Genomic DNA, 16,850 nt, shown 5'->3' on the forward strand with positions numbered 1-16,850 from the left:
TTTTCGCCGCCCCATGACAAATTTCGTTTAGACTCTGGAAAATAGCCCCGCAGCGCGGCAAGTATTTACTGGATCGCAAGTCCCACGTTCCTGCGGTATGATGGAGTGTCACAGCGCCATCGAACCAGGGGGACTGAAACGATGACCACGCAGCATTTCTTTTTCCGCTTGATCCCGCCGCGCCCGACCTTTGCCGACGATATGGACGATGACGAACAGGAATTGATGCGCCAGCATGTGACCTATGTCGGCGAATATTTCGAAGAGGGAACCGTTCTCGCCTATGGCCCGGTGCAGGACCCGGACGGCTGGTTCGGCATCGCCCTCCTCGAAGTCATGGATCACAATCAAGCAGTACAATTTGCCGAGAACGACCCGACGGTGATGGCGGGACTGAACAGCTACAGCATCGCGCCGATGCATATTGCAGCCGCGCGGGGGTTTCGCGCGGGGTAGGCTATACTTACAACACGCTTTCTGGGTCGACAGACGATCCTTCAATGGGCTCGCGCGCAGGAGCCGAAATCACTGGTGAGTCCACTGTCGGTAAGCCAAGTTTGCCTTGCAGGCCTAGTACCTGGCTAAAAGCCTGAGCTGGAATCCGACCAGTTACGTTTCCGAGTTTGCCGATCAACTCGAATTCAAGACCGTTGACTGCGGCCGAGTTGAATTGGGACTCATCTAATAACACCATACCGGATTCAATCGCCGGGCACGCTCCATCCCGACATCTCCTCGTGCGGATTACACCCTTTTTATAGTGAAGTTGCTTACCAAAGCTCCATGCCTCGTTGATGAGAAGTCGATTCCGAGTAGAATATGTTGTCGAAAACCCATAGTCCGAATTGGACGAAATGAAGGCACGTATGTACAGCCCATCATACGTGCCTACGGCAGCATTGATATACGAGCCATAGGCCATTTTGACACCCAAATGGACATCGCTGGCTATGTGAGGCGGTGGATTAGGTATACAGGAACTCAACGCGATGACGACAAACAAAAGATTTAACAATTGCTTCACAGCATCCTCTAATCTTTTAATAAACAAATACTTTGTATAAGTATAAAATCTACAGACTTCGGTATGCGTAAACTTCCGATCCTCTGTCTTTAAACTTGTATAAAAAAGCACCAAGAAACTGGCGCGAAGCGGCTACAAAAATGTTATTAGAAACCGATCGATGCGAATGATGCGCAAACAACTAGAACAAATCAAGTTACTTCTCATTAATCAATAAGTCTCAAATACCAATAAATGTCCAATATCAACTTGGAATAGAATCCAGCCGCGCAATACACGCGGCTGGAATGATAAAAGCTATCCAGCCAAAGCTTCGCGCACGGCAGACACGGCTTCCTCGGCCCTGGAGCCATCCGGACCACCGGCCTGTGCCATATCCGGACGGCCGCCACCGCCTGCCCCGCCGAGTGCAGCGGAGGCAATGCGGACGAGTTCGACGGCACTGAATTTGCCCACAAGATCGTCGGTAACACCGACGACTGCGCTTGCCTTGCCATCGTCCGACACGCCAATGAAGGTGACGACGCCGGAGCCGACGGTCTTCTTCGCATCGTCCGCAAGCGGCTTCAGATCACGCGGATTGACGCCGCTGACCACTTTGCCGATGAAACCTACGCCATTGACCGTTTCGGATTGGGCACCGCCCGAAGCCGGACCGGCCAAAGCCAGCTGTTTGCGCGCCTCGGTCAGTTCGCGTTCAAGTTTGCGGCGCTCATCCATCAGCGCCGAGACACGCGACAACGCATCGGAGGGTGTAGATTTAAGCACGCCGGCGATCGACTTGACGCGTTCGTCCTGCTCTTCGAGGTAGCGGCGGGCGGCCTCGCCGGTCAAGGCTTCGAGGCGGCGCACGCCCGCAGCGACTGCCCCTTCGGAGACAATGCGGATCAAGCCGATATCGCCCGTGGCGCGCACATGCGTACCGCCACAAAGCTCGGTCGAATAGCTCTTGCCGGCTTTGTCGCCGTGCAGCGCGGTGCCCATGGAGACCACACGCACCTCGTCGCCATATTTTTCGCCGAACAGCGCCATCGCGCCCTCGGCAATGGCGTCGTCCACGGCCATCAAACGCGTGGTGACCGGCGCATTCTGCAGGATGATCTCGTTGGCGAGATCCTCGATGACAGCCAGCTCCTTGTCCGAAATCGGCTTCGGATGCGAAAAGTCAAAACGCAGCCGGTCGGGCGCGACGAGCGAACCCTTTTGCGCGACATGGGTGCCAAGCGTTTCACGCAGCGCCTCATGCAACAGATGCGTTGCCGAATGGTTGGAGCGGATGCGCGTACGGCGCGCATGATCCACCGTGAGCTCAACCGGCACGTCCACTTTCACCGTACCCTTGGTCACGGTGCCGATATGAACGAAAACGCCGTCGTTTTTCTTCTGCGTGTCGGTGACGGTCACGAGGAAGCCATCGCCGGAGATGGTACCCGTATCGCCCTGCTGGCCGCCGGATTCGCCATAGAACGGCGTCTGGTTGACGACGATGGACACCGCGTCGCCCTCGCTGGCACTATCGACAAGCGCGCCATTCTGCACCAGCGCTGTGATGACGCCTTCCGCCTTCTCGGTCTCATAACCAAGAAACTCGGTCGCCCCGACCTTGTCGCGCACGGAAAACCAGACGGTTTCCGTTGCCGCGTCGCCTGAACCGGACCAGTGGGCGCGCGCCTCGGCCTTCTGCCGCTCCATGGCTGCGGAAAAGCCTTCAGTATCGACGGAAATGCCGCGCTGGCGCAGCGCATCCTGTGTGAGGTCGAGCGGAAAGCCAAAGGTATCATAGAGCTTGAATGCCGTTTCGCCGTCGAGGCTGTCGCCATCGCTTAAAGACTCCGTGGCTTCGCCTAGCAGGCCAAGGCCGCGTTCGAGCGTCTTGCGGAAGCGGGTTTCCTCGAGCTTCAGCGTCTCGGAGATCAGCGATTCCGCCCGGATCAGCTCGGGATAGGCCTGGCCCATCTCGCGCACCAGCGCCGGAAGCAGGCGGTACATCAACGGCTCCCTGGCGCCAAGCAGCTGCGCATGACGCATGGCGCGGCGCATGATGCGGCGCAGCACATAGCCGCGGCCTTCATTGGACGGCAGGACGCCATCGGCAATGAGGAAGCTCGATGAACGCAGATGATCGGCGATGACGCGGTGGCTGGCACGGAATGGACCTTCTGCCTTGACGCCGGTTGCTTCTTCCGAAGCGTGGATCAATGTCTGGAACAGATCGATATCGTAATTGTCGTGCTTGCCCTGCAAAACCGCGGCAAGGCGCTCCAGCCCCATGCCGGTATCGATCGAGGGACGCGGCAGATCGATGCGCTGCTCCTTCGTCACCTGTTCGAACTGCATGAAGACGAGATTCCAGATCTCGATGAAGCGATCACCATCCTCATCGGCACTGCCGGGAGGACCGCCCCAGATATCCGCGCCGTGATCATAGAAGATTTCCGAGCACGGACCGCAAGGACCGGTATCGCCCATCGCCCAGAAATTATCGCTGGTGGCGATACGGATGATGCGCTCTTCCGGGAGACCCGCGATCTTCCTCCAAAGATCAAAAGCCACGTCGTCCGTGTGATAGACGGTGACGGTGAGTTTGTCTGCCGGAAGGCCGAACTCCTTGGTGATCAGGTTCCAGGCAAGCGAAATTGCCTCTTCCTTGAAATAGTCGCCAAAGGAGAAATTGCCGAGCATTTCGAAAAAGGTGTGGTGGCGCGCGGTATAGCCGACATTGTCGAGGTCATTGTGCTTGCCGCCAGCGCGAACGCACTTCTGCGAGGTCGTGGCGCGGCTGTAAGGACGCTGCTCCAGGCCGGTGAAAACGTTCTTGAATTGGACCATACCGGCGTTGGTGAACATCAATGTCGGATCATTGCGCGGGACAAGCGGGCTCGACGCCACGATCTCATGGCCATTCTTCTTGAAATAGTTCAGAAATGTCGACCGGATCTCGTTGACGCCACTCATCTTATTGCCTTCTGACCTGCTATTGTCTCAAACCGTATTGGCCCCACACTATGATAAAGGGGCAGAACGCACCGCTTGTAGCGATAGGGCCGCGACCTGTCCAGAAAATCTGGGTGAAAGGATGTTTCGCAACAACGCCAAGCTCGCTCATGCTGAGCTTGAGGGAGGCAAGCAGTTTGGTACCAGCTCGGGGCAACTTAATATGGGTTGGCGTCGCAGAAAAAACAAACCCGCAGCCAGGACCTGGATGCGGGTTCGTCGTCACAGTGAGATAACGCCTCAGGCTCTAATCGGCGATCAGCCCTCGGCGGCGTCCGGGCTCTCGTCATCTTCGACATCGTCAGGTCCCTTGTCGAGCATCTGCTCGGCGATGAGGCCGGCATTCTGGCGCAGCACCAGTTCGATCTCGTTGGCGATTTCCGGATTTTCCTTGAGGAACAGTTTCGCATTGTCGCGGCCCTGGCCGAGACGCTGTGAGTTATAAGAGAACCAGGAACCGGATTTCTCCACGATACCAGCCTTGACGCCGAGATCGACCAGTTCGCCCGTCTTGGAAACGCCTTCGCCATACATGATGTCGAATTCAACCTGCTTGAAGGGCGGAGCCAGCTTGTTCTTGACCACCTTTACGCGGGTCTGGTTGCCAACAACCTCATCGCGCTCCTTCAACGAACCGATGCGACGGATGTCGAGACGGACCGATGCATAGAATTTTAGCGCGTTACCACCCGTGGTGGTTTCCGGCGAGCCGAACATGACGCCGATCTTCATACGGATCTGGTTGATGAAGATGACCATGCAGTTGGAACGGGAAATGGAGGCGGTGAGCTTGCGTAGCGCCTGGCTCATCAGGCGGGCCTGCAGACCCGGCAGACTGTCACCCATCTCGCCTTCGATTTCAGCGCGAGGTGTCAGTGCGGCGACCGAGTCGACGACCAGAACATCGATAGCGCCAGAGCGCACCAGCGTATCTGTGATCTCCAGAGCTTGCTCGCCCGTATCCGGCTGCGAGATCAGGAGGTTTTCGAGGTCAACGCCAAGCTTACGGGCATAGACAGGATCAAGTGCGTGCTCGGCATCGACAAAGGCGCAAATGCCGCCCTTCTTCTGGGCTTCGGCGATCGTATGCAGGGCAAGCGTCGTCTTGCCGGAGCTTTCCGGCCCATAGATCTCGACGATACGGCCTTTCGGCAATCCGCCGACGCCAAGGGCAATATCCAGCGACAGCGAGCCCGTCGAAACCGTTTCGATTTCAACCACCTGCTCATTGCGTCCAAGCCGCATGATCGAGCCCTTACCGAAGGCCCTCTCGATCTGAGACAATGCCGCATCCAGCGCTTTCGTTTTATCCACCGAATTACCCTCAACCAACCGCAATGAATTTTGAGCCATGTTACACTACCCCTGTGTTGTGCATGAAGTCCGGAATGTTCCTGTATCTGAATTTATTTGTATCTGTTTTGTTCTTATTTGGCAACAGCCATAAGCTGTTGTAAAATAAGGATAACCAAAAAATGTTCGCAAAATGTTCTCGTGGCGAATGTGGCGTTCTGTTCGCTTCTGCCAAGGCGGTATTTCCGCCTCGCTGGCCGAAGTGGCGTTCAACGTTTCGAATCGCTCTTATGATTGCACCCCGGCCTCCGGCGTTCTAGAGAGGAGCGCGGGCGTCCGTGCCCACAACTTGAAGTTTTGTCCGGATACACAATCAACCATGATCCAAGTCACCAAGCCGTTGCTCTTCGCTGTCGGCGGCGCTCATCTCGACAGGCGCGGCCAGAGCCTCGTGCCTTTCGTGCCCGGTGCATCCAACCCCGGAATCATGCGCGAGGAGCCGGGTGGCGGCGTTTTCAATGCGCTGCGGCTCGCTGTTCAGCGCGGAATCGCCGCCGAAATTCTCTCGGTGCGCGGCGGTGACCGGATCGGGGAAATGGTTGCCGCAGCCATCGAATCGGCGGGAATTCACGACGGCTCGGTGGTCTTCATGGACCGCGCGACACCGAGCTATACCGCCATCCTCGACGAGCACGGCGACGTGGTCGCCGGTATCGCGGACATGGGACTTTATGAGCTCGCCCTGCCGCGGCAATTGCGCCGGCGCAAGGTGCGCGATTCGATCGCCATGGCCGATGCTGTGTTCTGCGATGCCAACCTTCCGTCAGATGCGCTGCAGCGGCTGGCAAGTCTCACAGGCGAGCGACCACTGTTTGCGCTGGCGATTTCGCCGGCAAAGGCGTCTCGTCTGGCGCCGATCTTCAGCAATCTCACCTGCCTGTTCATGAACCGCCGCGAAGCGCTGGCACTGACCGGGCTCGGTCCCGACGCCGGTCCCAACGACATATATAAAGCGTTGCACGCCGACGGTCTCAATGGCGCTGTCATCAGCAATGGCGGTGAGGCCACCCTCGCCTTTTCCGGCAATGATGTGTTCACTATTCACCCACCCGCCGCCAATGAAATCGCCGATGTCACCGGCGCCGGCGATGCGCTGGCTGGGGGCATGATCGCCGCGCTGATGCGGGGCGTCGCCTTTGATGAAGCCTTGCGCGAGGGACTGGCAGCATCGATGCTGACGCTGCAAGTCCACTCCGCCAGTGCCAGGTTCACACGGCAGGAATTCGACAGGGCACTTGCACAAATACCGGCTGCTCTCGCATAAAAAGGAAGATGATAATGACCAAAGTTTTGAACCCATTCATGGATATTGCCCCCACGGTTCAGGACGCGCTTGCTGCGGGCAAAGCCATCGTTGCCCTCGAAAGCACCATCATCACCCATGGGATGCCCTACCCGGACAACAGCCGCATGGCAGCCGACGTCGAAGCAATCATCATTGCGGAAGGCGCAGTTCCCGCCACCATCGCCATCGTCGACGGCCGTTTGAAGATCGGTCTTTCCGCGCAAGAGCGCGAGGCGCTGGCGCAGGTCAAGGGCGCGATGAAACTCTCGCGCGCGGATCTGGCGTTTGCGCTCTCGGAAGGGCGTACCGGGGGAACGACGGTTGCCGCGACGATGCTCGCCGCCCACCATGCCGGTATCAAGGTTTTTGCAACTGGCGGTATTGGCGGCGTCCACAAGGGCGCCGAGCAGAGTTTCGATATCTCCGCTGATCTGGAAGAGCTCGGCCGGACGCCGGTCATCGTCGTTTCAGCGGGAGCCAAGGCGATTCTCGATATCGAGAAAACGCTGGAAGTGCTTGAAACCAAAGGGGTACCTGTCGTGGTGTATGACGCCGATGTGCTCCCCGCCTTCTGGTCGAGGCAATCGCAAATCAAGGCACCTCTGCGGCTCGACACGCCGGATGCCATTGCAAAATTTCAGGCTGCGCGGGATGCTATCGGCGTTGTCGGCGGCATGCTGATTACCAATCCGATCCCCGAGGCAAGTGAAATCCCGGCGGGAATCATGGGCGGGTACATTAAAGAAGCGATTGCCCGCGCCACAAAAAAAGGCGTCACCGGCAAGGCAGTGACGCCCTTTCTTCTCTCGGAACTTCTCGACATTACCAAGGGTGAGAGTCTCAAGGCAAACATTGCTCTCGTCGAGAACAATGCACGCCTCGCCGCAAAGATCGCGGTATCGCTAACCGCTACTCGGTAAGCGGCGAAATCTGGATCTCGACGCGGCGGTTCTGCGCGCGACCGGCTTCGGTGGCGTTGGTCGCGACGGGCTGCGTCGGGCCATAGCCTTGAACGTCGAAGCGACGGTTGTCGATGCCCTGCTGGGTCAGATAATTGGCGACGGACAGAGCGCGGCGCTCCGACAGCAGCTGGTTATGCTGCAGGCTCCCGGTGGAATCCGTATGGCCGGCGACATCCACGATGGTGCGGTCGAACTTGCGCAGGACGATGGCGACAGAACCCAGCGTGGAGAAGAATTCCGGCTTCACCTGATCCTGATCGGTGTTGAAGGTGATCGCCGACGGCATGTTGAGGATGATCCGGTCGCCATTGCGCGTCACCGAAACGCCGGTGCCCTGCAACTGCGCGCGCAGTTCCGATTCCTGACGATCCATGTAATTGCCGATCGCGCCACCGCTGAGCGCGCCGATACCCGCGCCGATCAAGGCCGCATTGCGCCCGGATTTGCCGCCGCCGCCAATCGCCAGACCCGTCAACGCGCCGACAGCCGTGCCGATCATGGCACCGCCGGCCGTGTTCGACATTTTCTGCTGGCCCGTATAGGGGTCGGTCGTGGTGCAGCCCGCAAGAAAGGTCGCGGCAAGGCAGCCGATGGCAAATCTTTTCATCATGGAATCAGGTCCCCGGTTGGATGTGGCAGGGAATATACGAGTGATTCGGGCAAAAGAAGGGTAAAGAAGGCGGCGAGCGCAGGCCCGAATGAAATTCGTCTGGTCCCTTCCAAAACCGGCCATTCGGCCACTGGATTGATTTGCCTCATATACCGGCTAGAGACGAAATTTAGTTCTGCGATTGGCCCGTAAGGAAGACGTTTATTCGTTGCCCAAATTGTAGGCTAACTGCTACTGCTTTAGGCAAACACCCAAGCGTCAACGCTAGCTACCGGGTCAATCCCAACAGACGGATAGTTCACCATGCTTTGGAGCACCCTCAAGCGCTTCATTCCTGCGGTTGCGCCGATCAGCAAGCATGAGCGCTTCAGAGCGTGCATTGGTGCACTTGTCGGCATCATGGTGACGGGCACTGTCAGCAAACTTGCGCTGGGTCCAGAGGTTAACCTTCCCCTGCTGATTGCACCCATGGGCGCATCGGCTGTGCTGCTTTTTGCTGCGCCAACAAGTCCGCTGGCGCAGCCGTGGTCGATCCTTGGCGGCAATATGTTGTCGGCATTTGTCGGCGTTTCCTTCGCACTTCTGGTGCCAGATCCGATCATTGCGTCGGCACTGGCCGTTTCGGTCGCCATAGGACTGATGCTGGCGCTCGGTTGTCTGCATCCCCCAAGCGGGGCAGTTGCATTGACCGCCGTGCTGGGCGGTCCCGTATTGCAAGCTGAAGGATATGGCTTCGTCGTCTGGCCGGTCGGGCTCAATTCGCTGCTGTTGCTGGCGTCAGCGCTGGTGTTCAACAATCTGGCGGGGCGGCGATATCCCCATCTTGCGCCAGCTCCTCAAATCAATATCCACGATACGGCTGACTTGCCCCCCACGGCTCGCCTGGGATTTGTCCCCAGCGATCTGCAGGACGTGCTGGCCCAGTATGACGAGATCGTCAATGTCAGCCCCGACGAGCTCGATGCGTTGCTGCATCGTGCGCAGATCCGCGCCTATGAGAGGCGATCCGGTGAGATCACCTGTGGGCAGATCATGTCGAAGGACGTGGCAACCGTGCGCCCTGAGACAGCTTTGCGCGATGCCTGGAAGCTCCTCATCAATCACCGCGTCAAGGCGCTTCCGGTTACTTCAGAAGATGGCAAACTGGTCGGTATCATCACCCAGACAGACTTCATGCGGGCATCGCTTCTGGCCGATGATGGCCGCCTCCATCTTGGCTGGCGTGTCCGTGTCGGCAATCGGTTCCGATTGGCGCGCCAATCCAAGCACACGGTAGCCGACATAATGACGCGCCGGGTCCAGTCGGCCTTGCCGGAAACCATGATCGCCAAGCTCGTGCCGCCAATGGCCGACATGGGCCTGCATCACATGCCTGTGGTCGATGCAAACAACCGTGTCGTTGGCATCGTCACACAATCGGACCTGATTGCCGCGCTGTTTCAGGAAAGGCAAACCGGCTCCGCAGAAATCCAGGCCGCTAAACTGGACAATGACGATCGGGCGGCTTAACGGCTCAAGTTGGCAATGGTTCGCCCGACTGTTCCTTGACCATGTACTCCGCATACCAGTCAGGCCAGCCCTCATCATACTCACCGCCAGTCCGCTTCTCGTGCTCGCCATGCGCTGCCCCTGCACGGCGTAGGGCGGCCGCGAGGTCTTTCGCGGAGCTGAAGGTCGTTTCGGTTGCATCGATGCGCCCAGGCAATCGCGCCGTAATCTCCTGGAAAAGCCAGCCGTTGCCATCGGGATCGCTGAACGACGCAAAGGAGCGATAGGTGCCGCGCTCGGGATGCAGGCCGGCGGTGCGGACTCGTCCAAACAAATAAGGCTCATCCGGACCCGTATAAACGTCACCGGCAGGGTGAAACGCGTCGCTGACTTTCACGCCCCGTCCGATCAGTTCCTTGCGGGCAGCCTCGATGTCGGAAACGATAAGGTAAAGCCCCTGAGCGGAGCCAGGGGCCGCAGCGGTGACATTCTTGCCGAAGATGACCGAGCAGCCGGAACCCGGCGGGGTAAACTGCATTACGCGAAAATCGGTGCCGGCAAAATCGGCGTCCAGCCTCCAGCCGAGGTTGGCATAGAACTCCTTAGAGCGGTCCGGGTCCGAAACAGGGATGACGACAATCTCGAGTTTCATATCGGCCGTTCCCGCTTGATTTGTGTCAGTCATGGCATGGTCCTCCTCGATGCCTGTTGAAAGGATGGTGCGCAATTTGCGCAGTGTTTTTATAAATCTACTGGCGCAGTGGCTTGAAAGCCGCCCTAAGGTCGGCCGTGATGTACGCCGGCTGTTCCCACGCCGCGAAGTGCCCGCCTTTGTCATGCCTGGCGTAAAAAATGAGCTTCGGATACGCCTTTTCGGCCCAACTTCGCGGAGCCTGGTAAAGCTCGTCAGGAAAGGCGCTTACGGCCACCGGTACGGTGAGGTGCTTCGGGGCAAAAAAGGGAAGCTTGCTCTCCCAATAAAGGCGGGCCGAAGAGACTGCTGTGTTCGTCAGCCAGTAGAGCGTGATGTTATCGACGATTTCCTCTCGTGTAAGACCCTCGGGCACACCGTCAAAGACGCGTGCGATAAGTGCATAACTGGCCGCGTCGTGGTCCAGCATCCAGGCGGCGAGACCGACGGGCGAGTCCTCGATCGCGTATAGTGTCTGCGGCCGGTTACCCATTTCCTGGGCATAAGCCAGGCCGTGCTTATAAAAAAAGTCGAGTTGCTCGTAGGCATGTTTCTCATCTGCTGACAGGTCCGGCGGCGGTGGGCCTCCGGAACTCAATGCCTGTGCAATATCTTCGGGCACCGTAGCGGGCATGTTGGTGTGGATGCCGAGTAACCCCGGAGGCGTCTGCACGGCCATCTGCTCCGTGACGGCATTTCCCCAATCGCCGCCCTGGGCAACATAACGGTCGTAGCCGAGGCGCTTCATCAGCACGATCCAGGCGCTTGCGACGCGGACAGGATCCCAGCCGGTAACGGTGGGCACTCCTGAAAAACCGTAGCCGGGCAGCGATGGGATCACGACGTCGAAAGAGTCCTCGACCTGTCCGCCGTTTGCCGTCGGATCGGTGAGCGGTCCGATGACCTTCAACTGCTCGATAATCGAGCCTGGCCAACCATGCGTAATGATTATGGGAAGTGCATTGGGATTCTTCGAACGAACGTGGATGAAATGAATATCCACTCCGTCGATGTTTGTCTTGAATTGCGGCAAGGCATTGAGCTTCGCCTCCATTTTGCGCCAGTCATAATCGGTGGCCCAATATTTTGCGAGTTTCTCAAGCGTCGCGCACTGCACGCCCTGCGATGCATCCTTGACAATTTCCTTGCTCGGCCATTTCGTTGCCGCAACGCGCTTGCGCAGATCGGCAAGTTGCTCGTCCGAAAAGTGCACGTTGAACGGGCGGATTTCTTCATTTGCGGCCGCCTGCGCTGTGGAAACTGAAACAAGGCCCGCGGCACCTGTGCCGATAGCTGACATGGCGAGCAATGAACTGCCCGTCAGCAAGATGTCACGCCTGCTCGGATCTGGATTTTCTGCCATTGTAATCCTCCATTGGTCAGGCCAAAAACAGAGGACATGCTGCTGCGGGGAACGTTGCGCCCGTAACATCTTGTGTGCTCTGCGGATATGGTCCTGCGAAAGTGCACGCCGTGATGCTGAACTAGGACTGGGCGGCCTAAGCTGAGAATGATCGGTCCGGATATGGTCAGGGGCAAGTACGTAACGGTAACAACCGGGCTCTTGCATCGATGACGGCCGCCCGTTGGCCGTCATCGTGTGGCATGGTCGAGCCGATCAGCTGGACTGAGGAATGCGCGCTATTACCTTGATTTCAAAATCGAAGCCGGCCAGCCAGTTCACGCCTACCGCAGTCCAGTTCGGATACGGTTGCCCACCGATTGCCTTCAGGCGAACTGTATTGACTGCCTCAAATTGCGTGGCAGGATCCGTGTGGAACGTGGTCACATCAACCACGTCATCGAACGTGCAACCAGCAGCCTTCAGCACGGCGGCGAGATTGTCGAAGGCTAGCTGGACCTGTTTTTCGAAGACAGGTTCTGGCGACCCGTCCTCCCGGCTTCCCACCTGCCCCGAAACAAAAAGAAGGTCGCCCGAGCGGATCGCCGCCGAATATCGATTGATCTCATAGAGTGCCTGCCGACCGGCAGGGAAAATGGCATCGCGTTTTGTCATTGGTTGTTCCTTTTAGAAATTGAGGCCGGTTTACCGGGGATGGATGAGCCGGTTCGTAACGGTTTCAAAGCCTTTGCGCTTTACTGTCCGGAGCGAACATTGATATACGTCCCGTATGTAGTCATATATTGGCATACACTTCGTATGTCAATTAGCATACGGAGTGTATGTATTTCACGGGAGATGACCGTGGTTGCGAGAAGACGCGCTGAATGCGTCGCTTTGGATTGCCGCGCCTGATGATCCTCGCATTGTCGTTGCAAAGGCTGTCGACGCTTTCCGGCATCTCGCCGCCGGTTTGCTGCAAAAAGAGCGCTGAGGCAAAATCCTGGTCTGGACATGGATTCTGAAATACCGTCCTATAGCTCATTGAGTTTATGGTCCGATCGAGAGTTGTCTTCTCGCGATGACCATTCGACATCATGTGAACCACACTTACCGGGAGGGGATACTGTGGCATTGAATAGACGCGTTGTTTTAGGTTTGGCGATTGGTTCGGCGATCGCATCGGCATTACCGGCTTCGGCACAAACATTCCCGGATCGCGCGGTCACGCTTGTGGTGCCTTTTGCGGCTGGTGGCTCGACCGACCTCGTTGCCCGTCTCGTCGCGGCAAACATGTCAAAGACACTCGGACAGCAAGTAATCGTCGAGAATGTCGGGGGTGCGGGCGGAAATCTCGGAGCTGCCCAAGTGGCCAGGGCGGAGCCCGACGGTTACACAATCCTCATGGGAACGGTTGCAACCCATGCGCTCAACCCACTGATGTTGAAAGCAAAACCCTATGATCCAGTCACGGATTTTGCGCCGATTTCGCTCCTCGTGTTGGTACCCAATGTGCTGGTTATCAATCCGCAGCTGCCAGTCAACAGCGTCAAAGAGCTCGTTCAGCTGCTCAAGGACAACCCCGACAAATATTCCTATGCTTCGTCTGGAAACGGCACTCCGCTGCATTTATCCGGCGAACTTTTCAAAAGCATGGCCGGGGTCTCCATGGAACATATCCCATACAAGGGTGCAGGACCGGCTTTGAACGATCTGCTTGGCAATCAGGTGTCGATCATGTTCGACAATTTGCCGTCGTCTTCGGCACACATAAAGGCCGGATCCCTGAAAGCTCTCGGTGTCACGACGAAGGATCGGGCTCCTTCCTTCCCCGATGTACCAACAGTCGCGGAGGCCGTGCCGGGCTATGAGACATATACCTGGAATGCATTGTTTGCACCCGCCGGCACCCCACCCGAGGTTGTGGCTCGCCTCAACGAAGCCGCCAATACCGCGCTGAAAGACCCTGCCGTCGTTTCGCGCATGAAAGATTTCAGTGCGACGATTGTCGGTTCAACGCCAGACGAGCTTGCGACACACGTCAAAGCAGAAATCCAGAAATGGGAGCCTGTCGTGAAGAGCACGGGCGTGACTATGGATTGATACAGCGTGGAGATGAGTGGGGTAAATTACCCCCCACTCAACTGCAGCCGGTCACAGGGCTCACGATAATTCCCCCATCGCTACCGGGGAGAGCGGAGCGTTAAAGCAGCTTCATCAACGTCGCCAATACACCAAATCCAACCGTCATCATCACACCGATACGCAATGTCAAAGTCAGTGTCTGTGTTGTCAAAGCGGCGGCCAGATCCGATTTGGTAACGAGTTCGGCCATGATAAAATCCCTCGCAGCTTCGGCATGGGTTTCGGCGTGTTGCTGGTCTATGCCGCCAGAACGCAACCGCTTTGAATAACCAAGCGTATCAAATGCTATTGCCATCGTCATGTTCTTTCTTGATGAACCAGCAATGACTTCTCACAATAATTTCAACAATTTCAATTCGACTTTTGACTCATTTTCGGAAGTTCGTTCAAAATATTTGAGCCTCGCTGCCAGCTGAATTCGTTTGCGCTCGAGCTACCGATCAAACATGCTCCGCGCCATTCGAAATCTTGAAAGGCGAGCACCATGACCGACACTTCACAAGCACCAGTTGCAATCATCACCGGTGGAGGACGCGGCATGGGCGCCGCCATAGCGCGCGAATTGCACGAGCGCGGCTATCGTCTCGGACTGATGTCACCGTCGGGCAGCGCGGTCGAGCTTGCCACCGAGCTTGGCGGTGTCGGCATCAAGGGTTCTGCTGGCGAGGCAAATGATCTGGAGGCCCTGGTTGAAAAGACAGTCGAGGCCTATGGCCGTGTCGATGCTGTGGTCAATCATACCGGCCATCCGCCGAAGGGCGACCTCCTCGATATCACGGATGAAAAATGGGCGATCGGCAATGATCTGATGGTTCTGAGCGTGGTGCGCATGGCACGGCTGGTGACGCCCTATATGTTGAAGCAGGGCAAGGGCGCATGGGTGAACATCACGACGTTCGCCTCCTTCGAGCCAAGCCTGGTTTTCCCGGTCTCCTGCGCCTATCGCGCAGCCGTCGGCGCCTATACCAAGCTCTACTCTGACCGCTACGGTGCCGACAATATCCGCATGAATGCACTTCTGCCGGGATACATCGACAGTCTCGACCACAAGCCCGGAACGGACGACAAGGTGCCCATGAAACGGCTTGGGACGATGACGGAAATTGCCAAGACAACCGCGTTCCTGCTGTCAGACGATGCAGGCTATATCACCGGCCAGAACATACGGATCGATGGCGGCGTCACGCGGCATGTTTAGGAAAGGCTGACACCGAATGTCTCGCGCAGCTGTCTCTGGCCATTCGGCGTCACGGACACGGCGCGGGTTCCTTCCAGCCGTCTGATCCAGCCATTGTTGAAGCAGTGGCTGCACAGCGCCGCGCCGATTGCACCGGCAAGATGCGGGCGGCGCTCGCTCCAGTCGAGGCACGGCCGGCATAGGATGCGGCTGCGCCTGGCGGTCAACGCTTCGATCTCGATTCCGGCGCGGGCAAACAGCGCAAGCCCGCTATCCGTCACTTCACCCGCATCGAGGCCAAGATCGAGATGACCGGCATCGATCAGCGCATCGGTGATTGAAACGCCGAGATGCCCGGCGAGATGATCGTAGCAGGTGCGCCCTGCCCTGAGCGCCGCATCGCGTGGGCCGGTGCGCAGCGGCTTGGCGGTGACGTCCGGCGCGGCGAGCCGCATGATGCTCTCGATCATCTGGGCCACGGCAGGCGAAGCCAGCCGGTGATACCGATGCCGGCCCTGCTTTTCCACCGCGAGAAGTCCGGCCTCGGTCATGCGCGTGAGATGGCTGCTGGCGGTCTGCGCGGTGATGCCGGCGAGTTGTGCGAGTTCCGACGCAGTCAGCGCGCGTCCATCCATGAGCCCATTGAGCATGCTCGCACGACCGGGATCACCCGCTAGTGCGGCTATCTCGGCAAATCTCGCATTGTTCGACATGATCGTTTCCGTGTTTGTTGGCTGATCGAGACTGATCCCAACACAGACGATGATGCTTCGAAAACGGTCGAAGTATCAAGCGCTCATTGGCGGATATACCCATGGCCAACGCCAACGAAGGAGTGCCCGAAATGACCATCACCTGTTTCATCAAATATGAAATCGATCCCTATCAGAAGGACGCTTTCGAAGAATATGCGCGCAACTGGAACGAGGCGATACCGCGTTGCGGCGCCGATCTCATCGGCTATTATGCGCCGCATGAGGGCTCCGCCACGCTGGCCTACGGCGTTTACAACATCGAGAACCTGGCGGCGTACGAAGCCTATCGCGCACGGCTGATGGCAGATCCGCTGGGCCGGGCCAACTACGAATTTTCCCGGGAAAAGCGCTTTATCCGGCGCGAGGACCGTACATTCCTGCGCCTTGTGACAGGAACGAATGGAGGAATGCTCAAGTGATTGCGGTGATTTTCGAGTTGGAACCGGCTGAAGGCCGCGGCAAGGATTATTTCGACAGGGCAGCGGACCTGAAGCCACTGCTGGAGACGATGGACGGCTTTATTTCCGTTGAGCGGTTTCGCAGCCTTGCCAACGAGAACCGCTATCTCTCCCTGTCGTTCTGGCGCGATGAAGCGTCAGTGGCGGCTTGGCGCCAGACCGAGGAACATCGCCTGGCTCAACGTGACGGCCGCGCCGGGATCTTTGCCGACTACAGGCTGCGGATTGCGTCCGTTATACGTGATTATGGGTTGCGTGCCCGTGATGAAGCTCCGCTTGATGCGCGAATGTACCATCACGCCTGAACCCCGTGATTGCGCTGGGCACAAGCCGGTCCGGGGCCACGCATGTAGTGGCGCTCTGGCCGGTAACTCGGAGCAATGAATTCTCGCACGACGCGTAGCGTATCGCGTAGCTGGATAATCATGGTCATCATTTTTGTCTCTTGGTTTTGGCATACCGGGCAAGGCCGATAGCGATCAATTAGCTAAAATTTAATGCATAAAGATGAACGCCTCCTGAACGGCGTTGGTTAAAATCAAATGAATTCATAGAAAATTAGCCTT

Annotated in this window: 17 protein-coding genes and 1 pseudogene; 9 read left to right on the forward strand and 9 right to left on the reverse strand. The window is 57.6% G+C overall.

The window, feature by feature from the left end:
• The first annotated feature begins 141 nt into the window (after positions 1-141).
• Positions 142-456: a YciI family protein gene (locus PHA01_RS26925; RefSeq protein ID WP_181872349.1), complete on the forward strand. Its 315-nt coding sequence runs from the start codon at positions 142-144 to the stop codon at positions 454-456.
• Between the two features lie 865 nt (positions 457-1,321).
• On the opposite strand, the gene alaS is transcribed toward PHA01_RS26925, so the two are convergent.
• Both alaS and recA read right to left on the reverse strand, forming a co-directional pair.
• A complete protein-coding gene (alaS, locus tag PHA01_RS26930) occupies positions 1,322-3,979 on the reverse strand; it encodes an alanine--tRNA ligase (protein WP_271899352.1) in 2,658 nt (885 codons plus the stop codon).
• Positions 3,980-4,276: 297 nt separating this feature from the next.
• Complete coding sequence (recA, locus tag PHA01_RS26935; protein WP_114428850.1) at positions 4,277-5,371, reverse strand: recombinase RecA; 1,095 nt, start codon at positions 5,369-5,371, stop codon at positions 4,277-4,279.
• Between the two features lie 319 nt (positions 5,372-5,690).
• Between recA and PHA01_RS26940 the strand changes: the two genes are divergently transcribed.
• Positions 5,691-6,635 carry a carbohydrate kinase family protein gene (locus PHA01_RS26940; protein WP_271899353.1) on the forward strand — a complete coding sequence of 315 codons (945 nt, stop codon included), beginning with the start codon at positions 5,691-5,693 and terminating at the stop codon, positions 6,633-6,635.
• 14 nt (positions 6,636-6,649) lie between these two features.
• Positions 6,650-7,576: a pseudouridine-5'-phosphate glycosidase gene (locus PHA01_RS26945; protein ID WP_271899354.1), complete on the forward strand. Its 927-nt coding sequence runs from the start codon at positions 6,650-6,652 to the stop codon at positions 7,574-7,576.
• Here the strand turns inward: PHA01_RS26945 and PHA01_RS26950 are convergent.
• The gene (locus tag PHA01_RS26950; protein WP_271899355.1) at positions 7,566-8,228 is read right to left on the reverse strand and encodes a YiaD family glycine zipper/OmpA-like lipoprotein; all 663 of its coding nucleotides are present in this window, start codon (positions 8,226-8,228) and stop codon (positions 7,566-7,568) included. The two genes, PHA01_RS26945 and PHA01_RS26950, sit on opposite strands and share 11 nt — an antisense overlap.
• Before the next feature lie 303 nt (positions 8,229-8,531).
• Here PHA01_RS26950 and PHA01_RS26955 point away from each other — a divergent pair, with 303 nt between their 5' ends.
• Positions 8,532-9,737, forward strand: a complete 1,206-nt coding sequence (locus PHA01_RS26955) for an HPP family protein (protein WP_271899356.1) — start codon at positions 8,532-8,534, stop codon at positions 9,735-9,737.
• A gap of 4 nt (positions 9,738-9,741) precedes the next feature.
• On the opposite strand, the gene PHA01_RS26960 is transcribed toward PHA01_RS26955, so the two are convergent.
• The 3 genes from PHA01_RS26960 to PHA01_RS26970 all read right to left on the reverse strand — a co-directional run bounded on the left by PHA01_RS26960 (position 9,742) and on the right by PHA01_RS26970 (position 12,424).
• Complete coding sequence (locus PHA01_RS26960; protein ID WP_271899357.1) at positions 9,742-10,401, reverse strand: VOC family protein; 660 nt, start codon at positions 10,399-10,401, stop codon at positions 9,742-9,744.
• A 64-nt stretch (positions 10,402-10,465) separates the two neighbouring features.
• On the reverse strand, positions 10,466-11,707 hold the full coding sequence (locus PHA01_RS26965) for an epoxide hydrolase family protein (RefSeq protein WP_271899382.1): 1,242 nt from the start codon (positions 11,705-11,707) through the stop codon (positions 10,466-10,468).
• A 318-nt stretch (positions 11,708-12,025) separates the two neighbouring features.
• Entirely contained in the window at positions 12,026-12,424 is a 399-nt protein-coding gene (locus tag PHA01_RS26970) for a RidA family protein (protein WP_271899358.1), read from the reverse strand.
• A gap of 205 nt (positions 12,425-12,629) precedes the next feature.
• Between PHA01_RS26970 and PHA01_RS26975 the strand changes: the two are divergent.
• Positions 12,630-12,743: pseudogene (locus tag PHA01_RS26975) on the forward strand (TetR/AcrR family transcriptional regulator); the annotation flags it as partial.
• A gap of 134 nt (positions 12,744-12,877) precedes the next feature.
• A complete protein-coding gene (locus PHA01_RS26980; RefSeq protein WP_417021052.1) occupies positions 12,878-13,852 on the forward strand; it encodes a Bug family tripartite tricarboxylate transporter substrate binding protein in 975 nt (324 codons plus the stop codon).
• Between the two features lie 100 nt (positions 13,853-13,952).
• Here the strand turns inward: PHA01_RS26980 and PHA01_RS26985 are convergent, their stop codons facing one another.
• Entirely contained in the window at positions 13,953-14,189 is a 237-nt protein-coding gene (locus PHA01_RS26985; protein WP_271899359.1) for a hypothetical protein, read from the reverse strand.
• 189 nt (positions 14,190-14,378) lie between these two features.
• On the opposite strand from PHA01_RS26985, the gene PHA01_RS26990 reads away from it, so the two are divergent.
• On the forward strand, positions 14,379-15,092 hold the full coding sequence (locus PHA01_RS26990; protein WP_271899360.1) for an SDR family oxidoreductase: 714 nt from the start codon (positions 14,379-14,381) through the stop codon (positions 15,090-15,092).
• On the opposite strand, the gene PHA01_RS26995 is transcribed toward PHA01_RS26990, so the two are convergent.
• Complete coding sequence (locus PHA01_RS26995) at positions 15,089-15,784, reverse strand: ArsR/SmtB family transcription factor (RefSeq protein WP_271899361.1); 696 nt, start codon at positions 15,782-15,784, stop codon at positions 15,089-15,091. The two genes, PHA01_RS26990 and PHA01_RS26995, sit on opposite strands and share 4 nt — an antisense overlap.
• Before the next feature lie 131 nt (positions 15,785-15,915).
• On the opposite strand from PHA01_RS26995, the gene PHA01_RS27000 reads away from it, so the two are divergent.
• Positions 15,916-16,245: an NIPSNAP family protein gene (locus tag PHA01_RS27000; protein WP_271899362.1), complete on the forward strand. Its 330-nt coding sequence runs from the start codon at positions 15,916-15,918 to the stop codon at positions 16,243-16,245.
• The gene (locus PHA01_RS27005) at positions 16,242-16,589 is read left to right on the forward strand and encodes an antibiotic biosynthesis monooxygenase family protein (protein ID WP_271899363.1); all 348 of its coding nucleotides are present in this window, start codon (positions 16,242-16,244) and stop codon (positions 16,587-16,589) included. Before PHA01_RS27000 ends, PHA01_RS27005 begins: the two co-directional genes overlap by 4 nt.
• Here the strand turns inward: PHA01_RS27005 and PHA01_RS27010 are convergent.
• On the reverse strand, positions 16,580-16,720 hold the full coding sequence (locus PHA01_RS27010; RefSeq protein WP_271899384.1) for a hypothetical protein: 141 nt from the start codon (positions 16,718-16,720) through the stop codon (positions 16,580-16,582). The two genes, PHA01_RS27005 and PHA01_RS27010, sit on opposite strands and share 10 nt — an antisense overlap.
• Positions 16,721-16,850 lie beyond the last annotated feature (130 nt).

Source organism: Candidatus Phyllobacterium onerii (assembly GCF_028331445.1).
Lineage (GTDB): Bacteria > Pseudomonadota > Alphaproteobacteria > Rhizobiales > Rhizobiaceae > Phyllobacterium > Phyllobacterium onerii.

Excerpts from the sequence above, each read along its gene's own strand:
- PHA01_RS26925 (WP_181872349.1), top strand. The coding sequence starts at position 142 with ATGACCACGCAGCATTTCTTTTTCCGCTTGATCCCGCCGCGCCCGACC.
- alaS (WP_271899352.1), bottom strand. The coding sequence starts at position 3,979 with ATGAGTGGCGTCAACGAGATCCGGTCGACATTTCTGAACTATTTCAAG.
- recA (WP_114428850.1), bottom strand. The coding sequence starts at position 5,371 with ATGGCTCAAAATTCATTGCGGTTGGTTGAGGGTAATTCGGTGGATAAA.
- PHA01_RS26940 (WP_271899353.1), top strand. The coding sequence starts at position 5,691 with ATGATCCAAGTCACCAAGCCGTTGCTCTTCGCTGTCGGCGGCGCTCAT.
- PHA01_RS26945 (WP_271899354.1), top strand. The coding sequence starts at position 6,650 with ATGACCAAAGTTTTGAACCCATTCATGGATATTGCCCCCACGGTTCAG.
- PHA01_RS26950 (WP_271899355.1), bottom strand. The coding sequence starts at position 8,228 with ATGATGAAAAGATTTGCCATCGGCTGCCTTGCCGCGACCTTTCTTGCG.
- PHA01_RS26955 (WP_271899356.1), top strand. The coding sequence starts at position 8,532 with ATGCTTTGGAGCACCCTCAAGCGCTTCATTCCTGCGGTTGCGCCGATC.
- PHA01_RS26960 (WP_271899357.1), bottom strand. The coding sequence starts at position 10,401 with ATGACTGACACAAATCAAGCGGGAACGGCCGATATGAAACTCGAGATT.
- PHA01_RS26965 (WP_271899382.1), bottom strand. The coding sequence starts at position 11,707 with ATGTCAGCTATCGGCACAGGTGCCGCGGGCCTTGTTTCAGTTTCCACA.
- PHA01_RS26970 (WP_271899358.1), bottom strand. The coding sequence starts at position 12,424 with ATGACAAAACGCGATGCCATTTTCCCTGCCGGTCGGCAGGCACTCTAT.
- PHA01_RS26985 (WP_271899359.1), bottom strand. The coding sequence starts at position 14,189 with ATGGCAATAGCATTTGATACGCTTGGTTATTCAAAGCGGTTGCGTTCT.
- PHA01_RS26990 (WP_271899360.1), top strand. The coding sequence starts at position 14,379 with ATGACCGACACTTCACAAGCACCAGTTGCAATCATCACCGGTGGAGGA.
- PHA01_RS26995 (WP_271899361.1), bottom strand. The coding sequence starts at position 15,784 with ATGTCGAACAATGCGAGATTTGCCGAGATAGCCGCACTAGCGGGTGAT.
- PHA01_RS27000 (WP_271899362.1), top strand. The coding sequence starts at position 15,916 with ATGACCATCACCTGTTTCATCAAATATGAAATCGATCCCTATCAGAAG.
- PHA01_RS27010 (WP_271899384.1), bottom strand. The coding sequence starts at position 16,720 with ATGATGACCATGATTATCCAGCTACGCGATACGCTACGCGTCGTGCGA.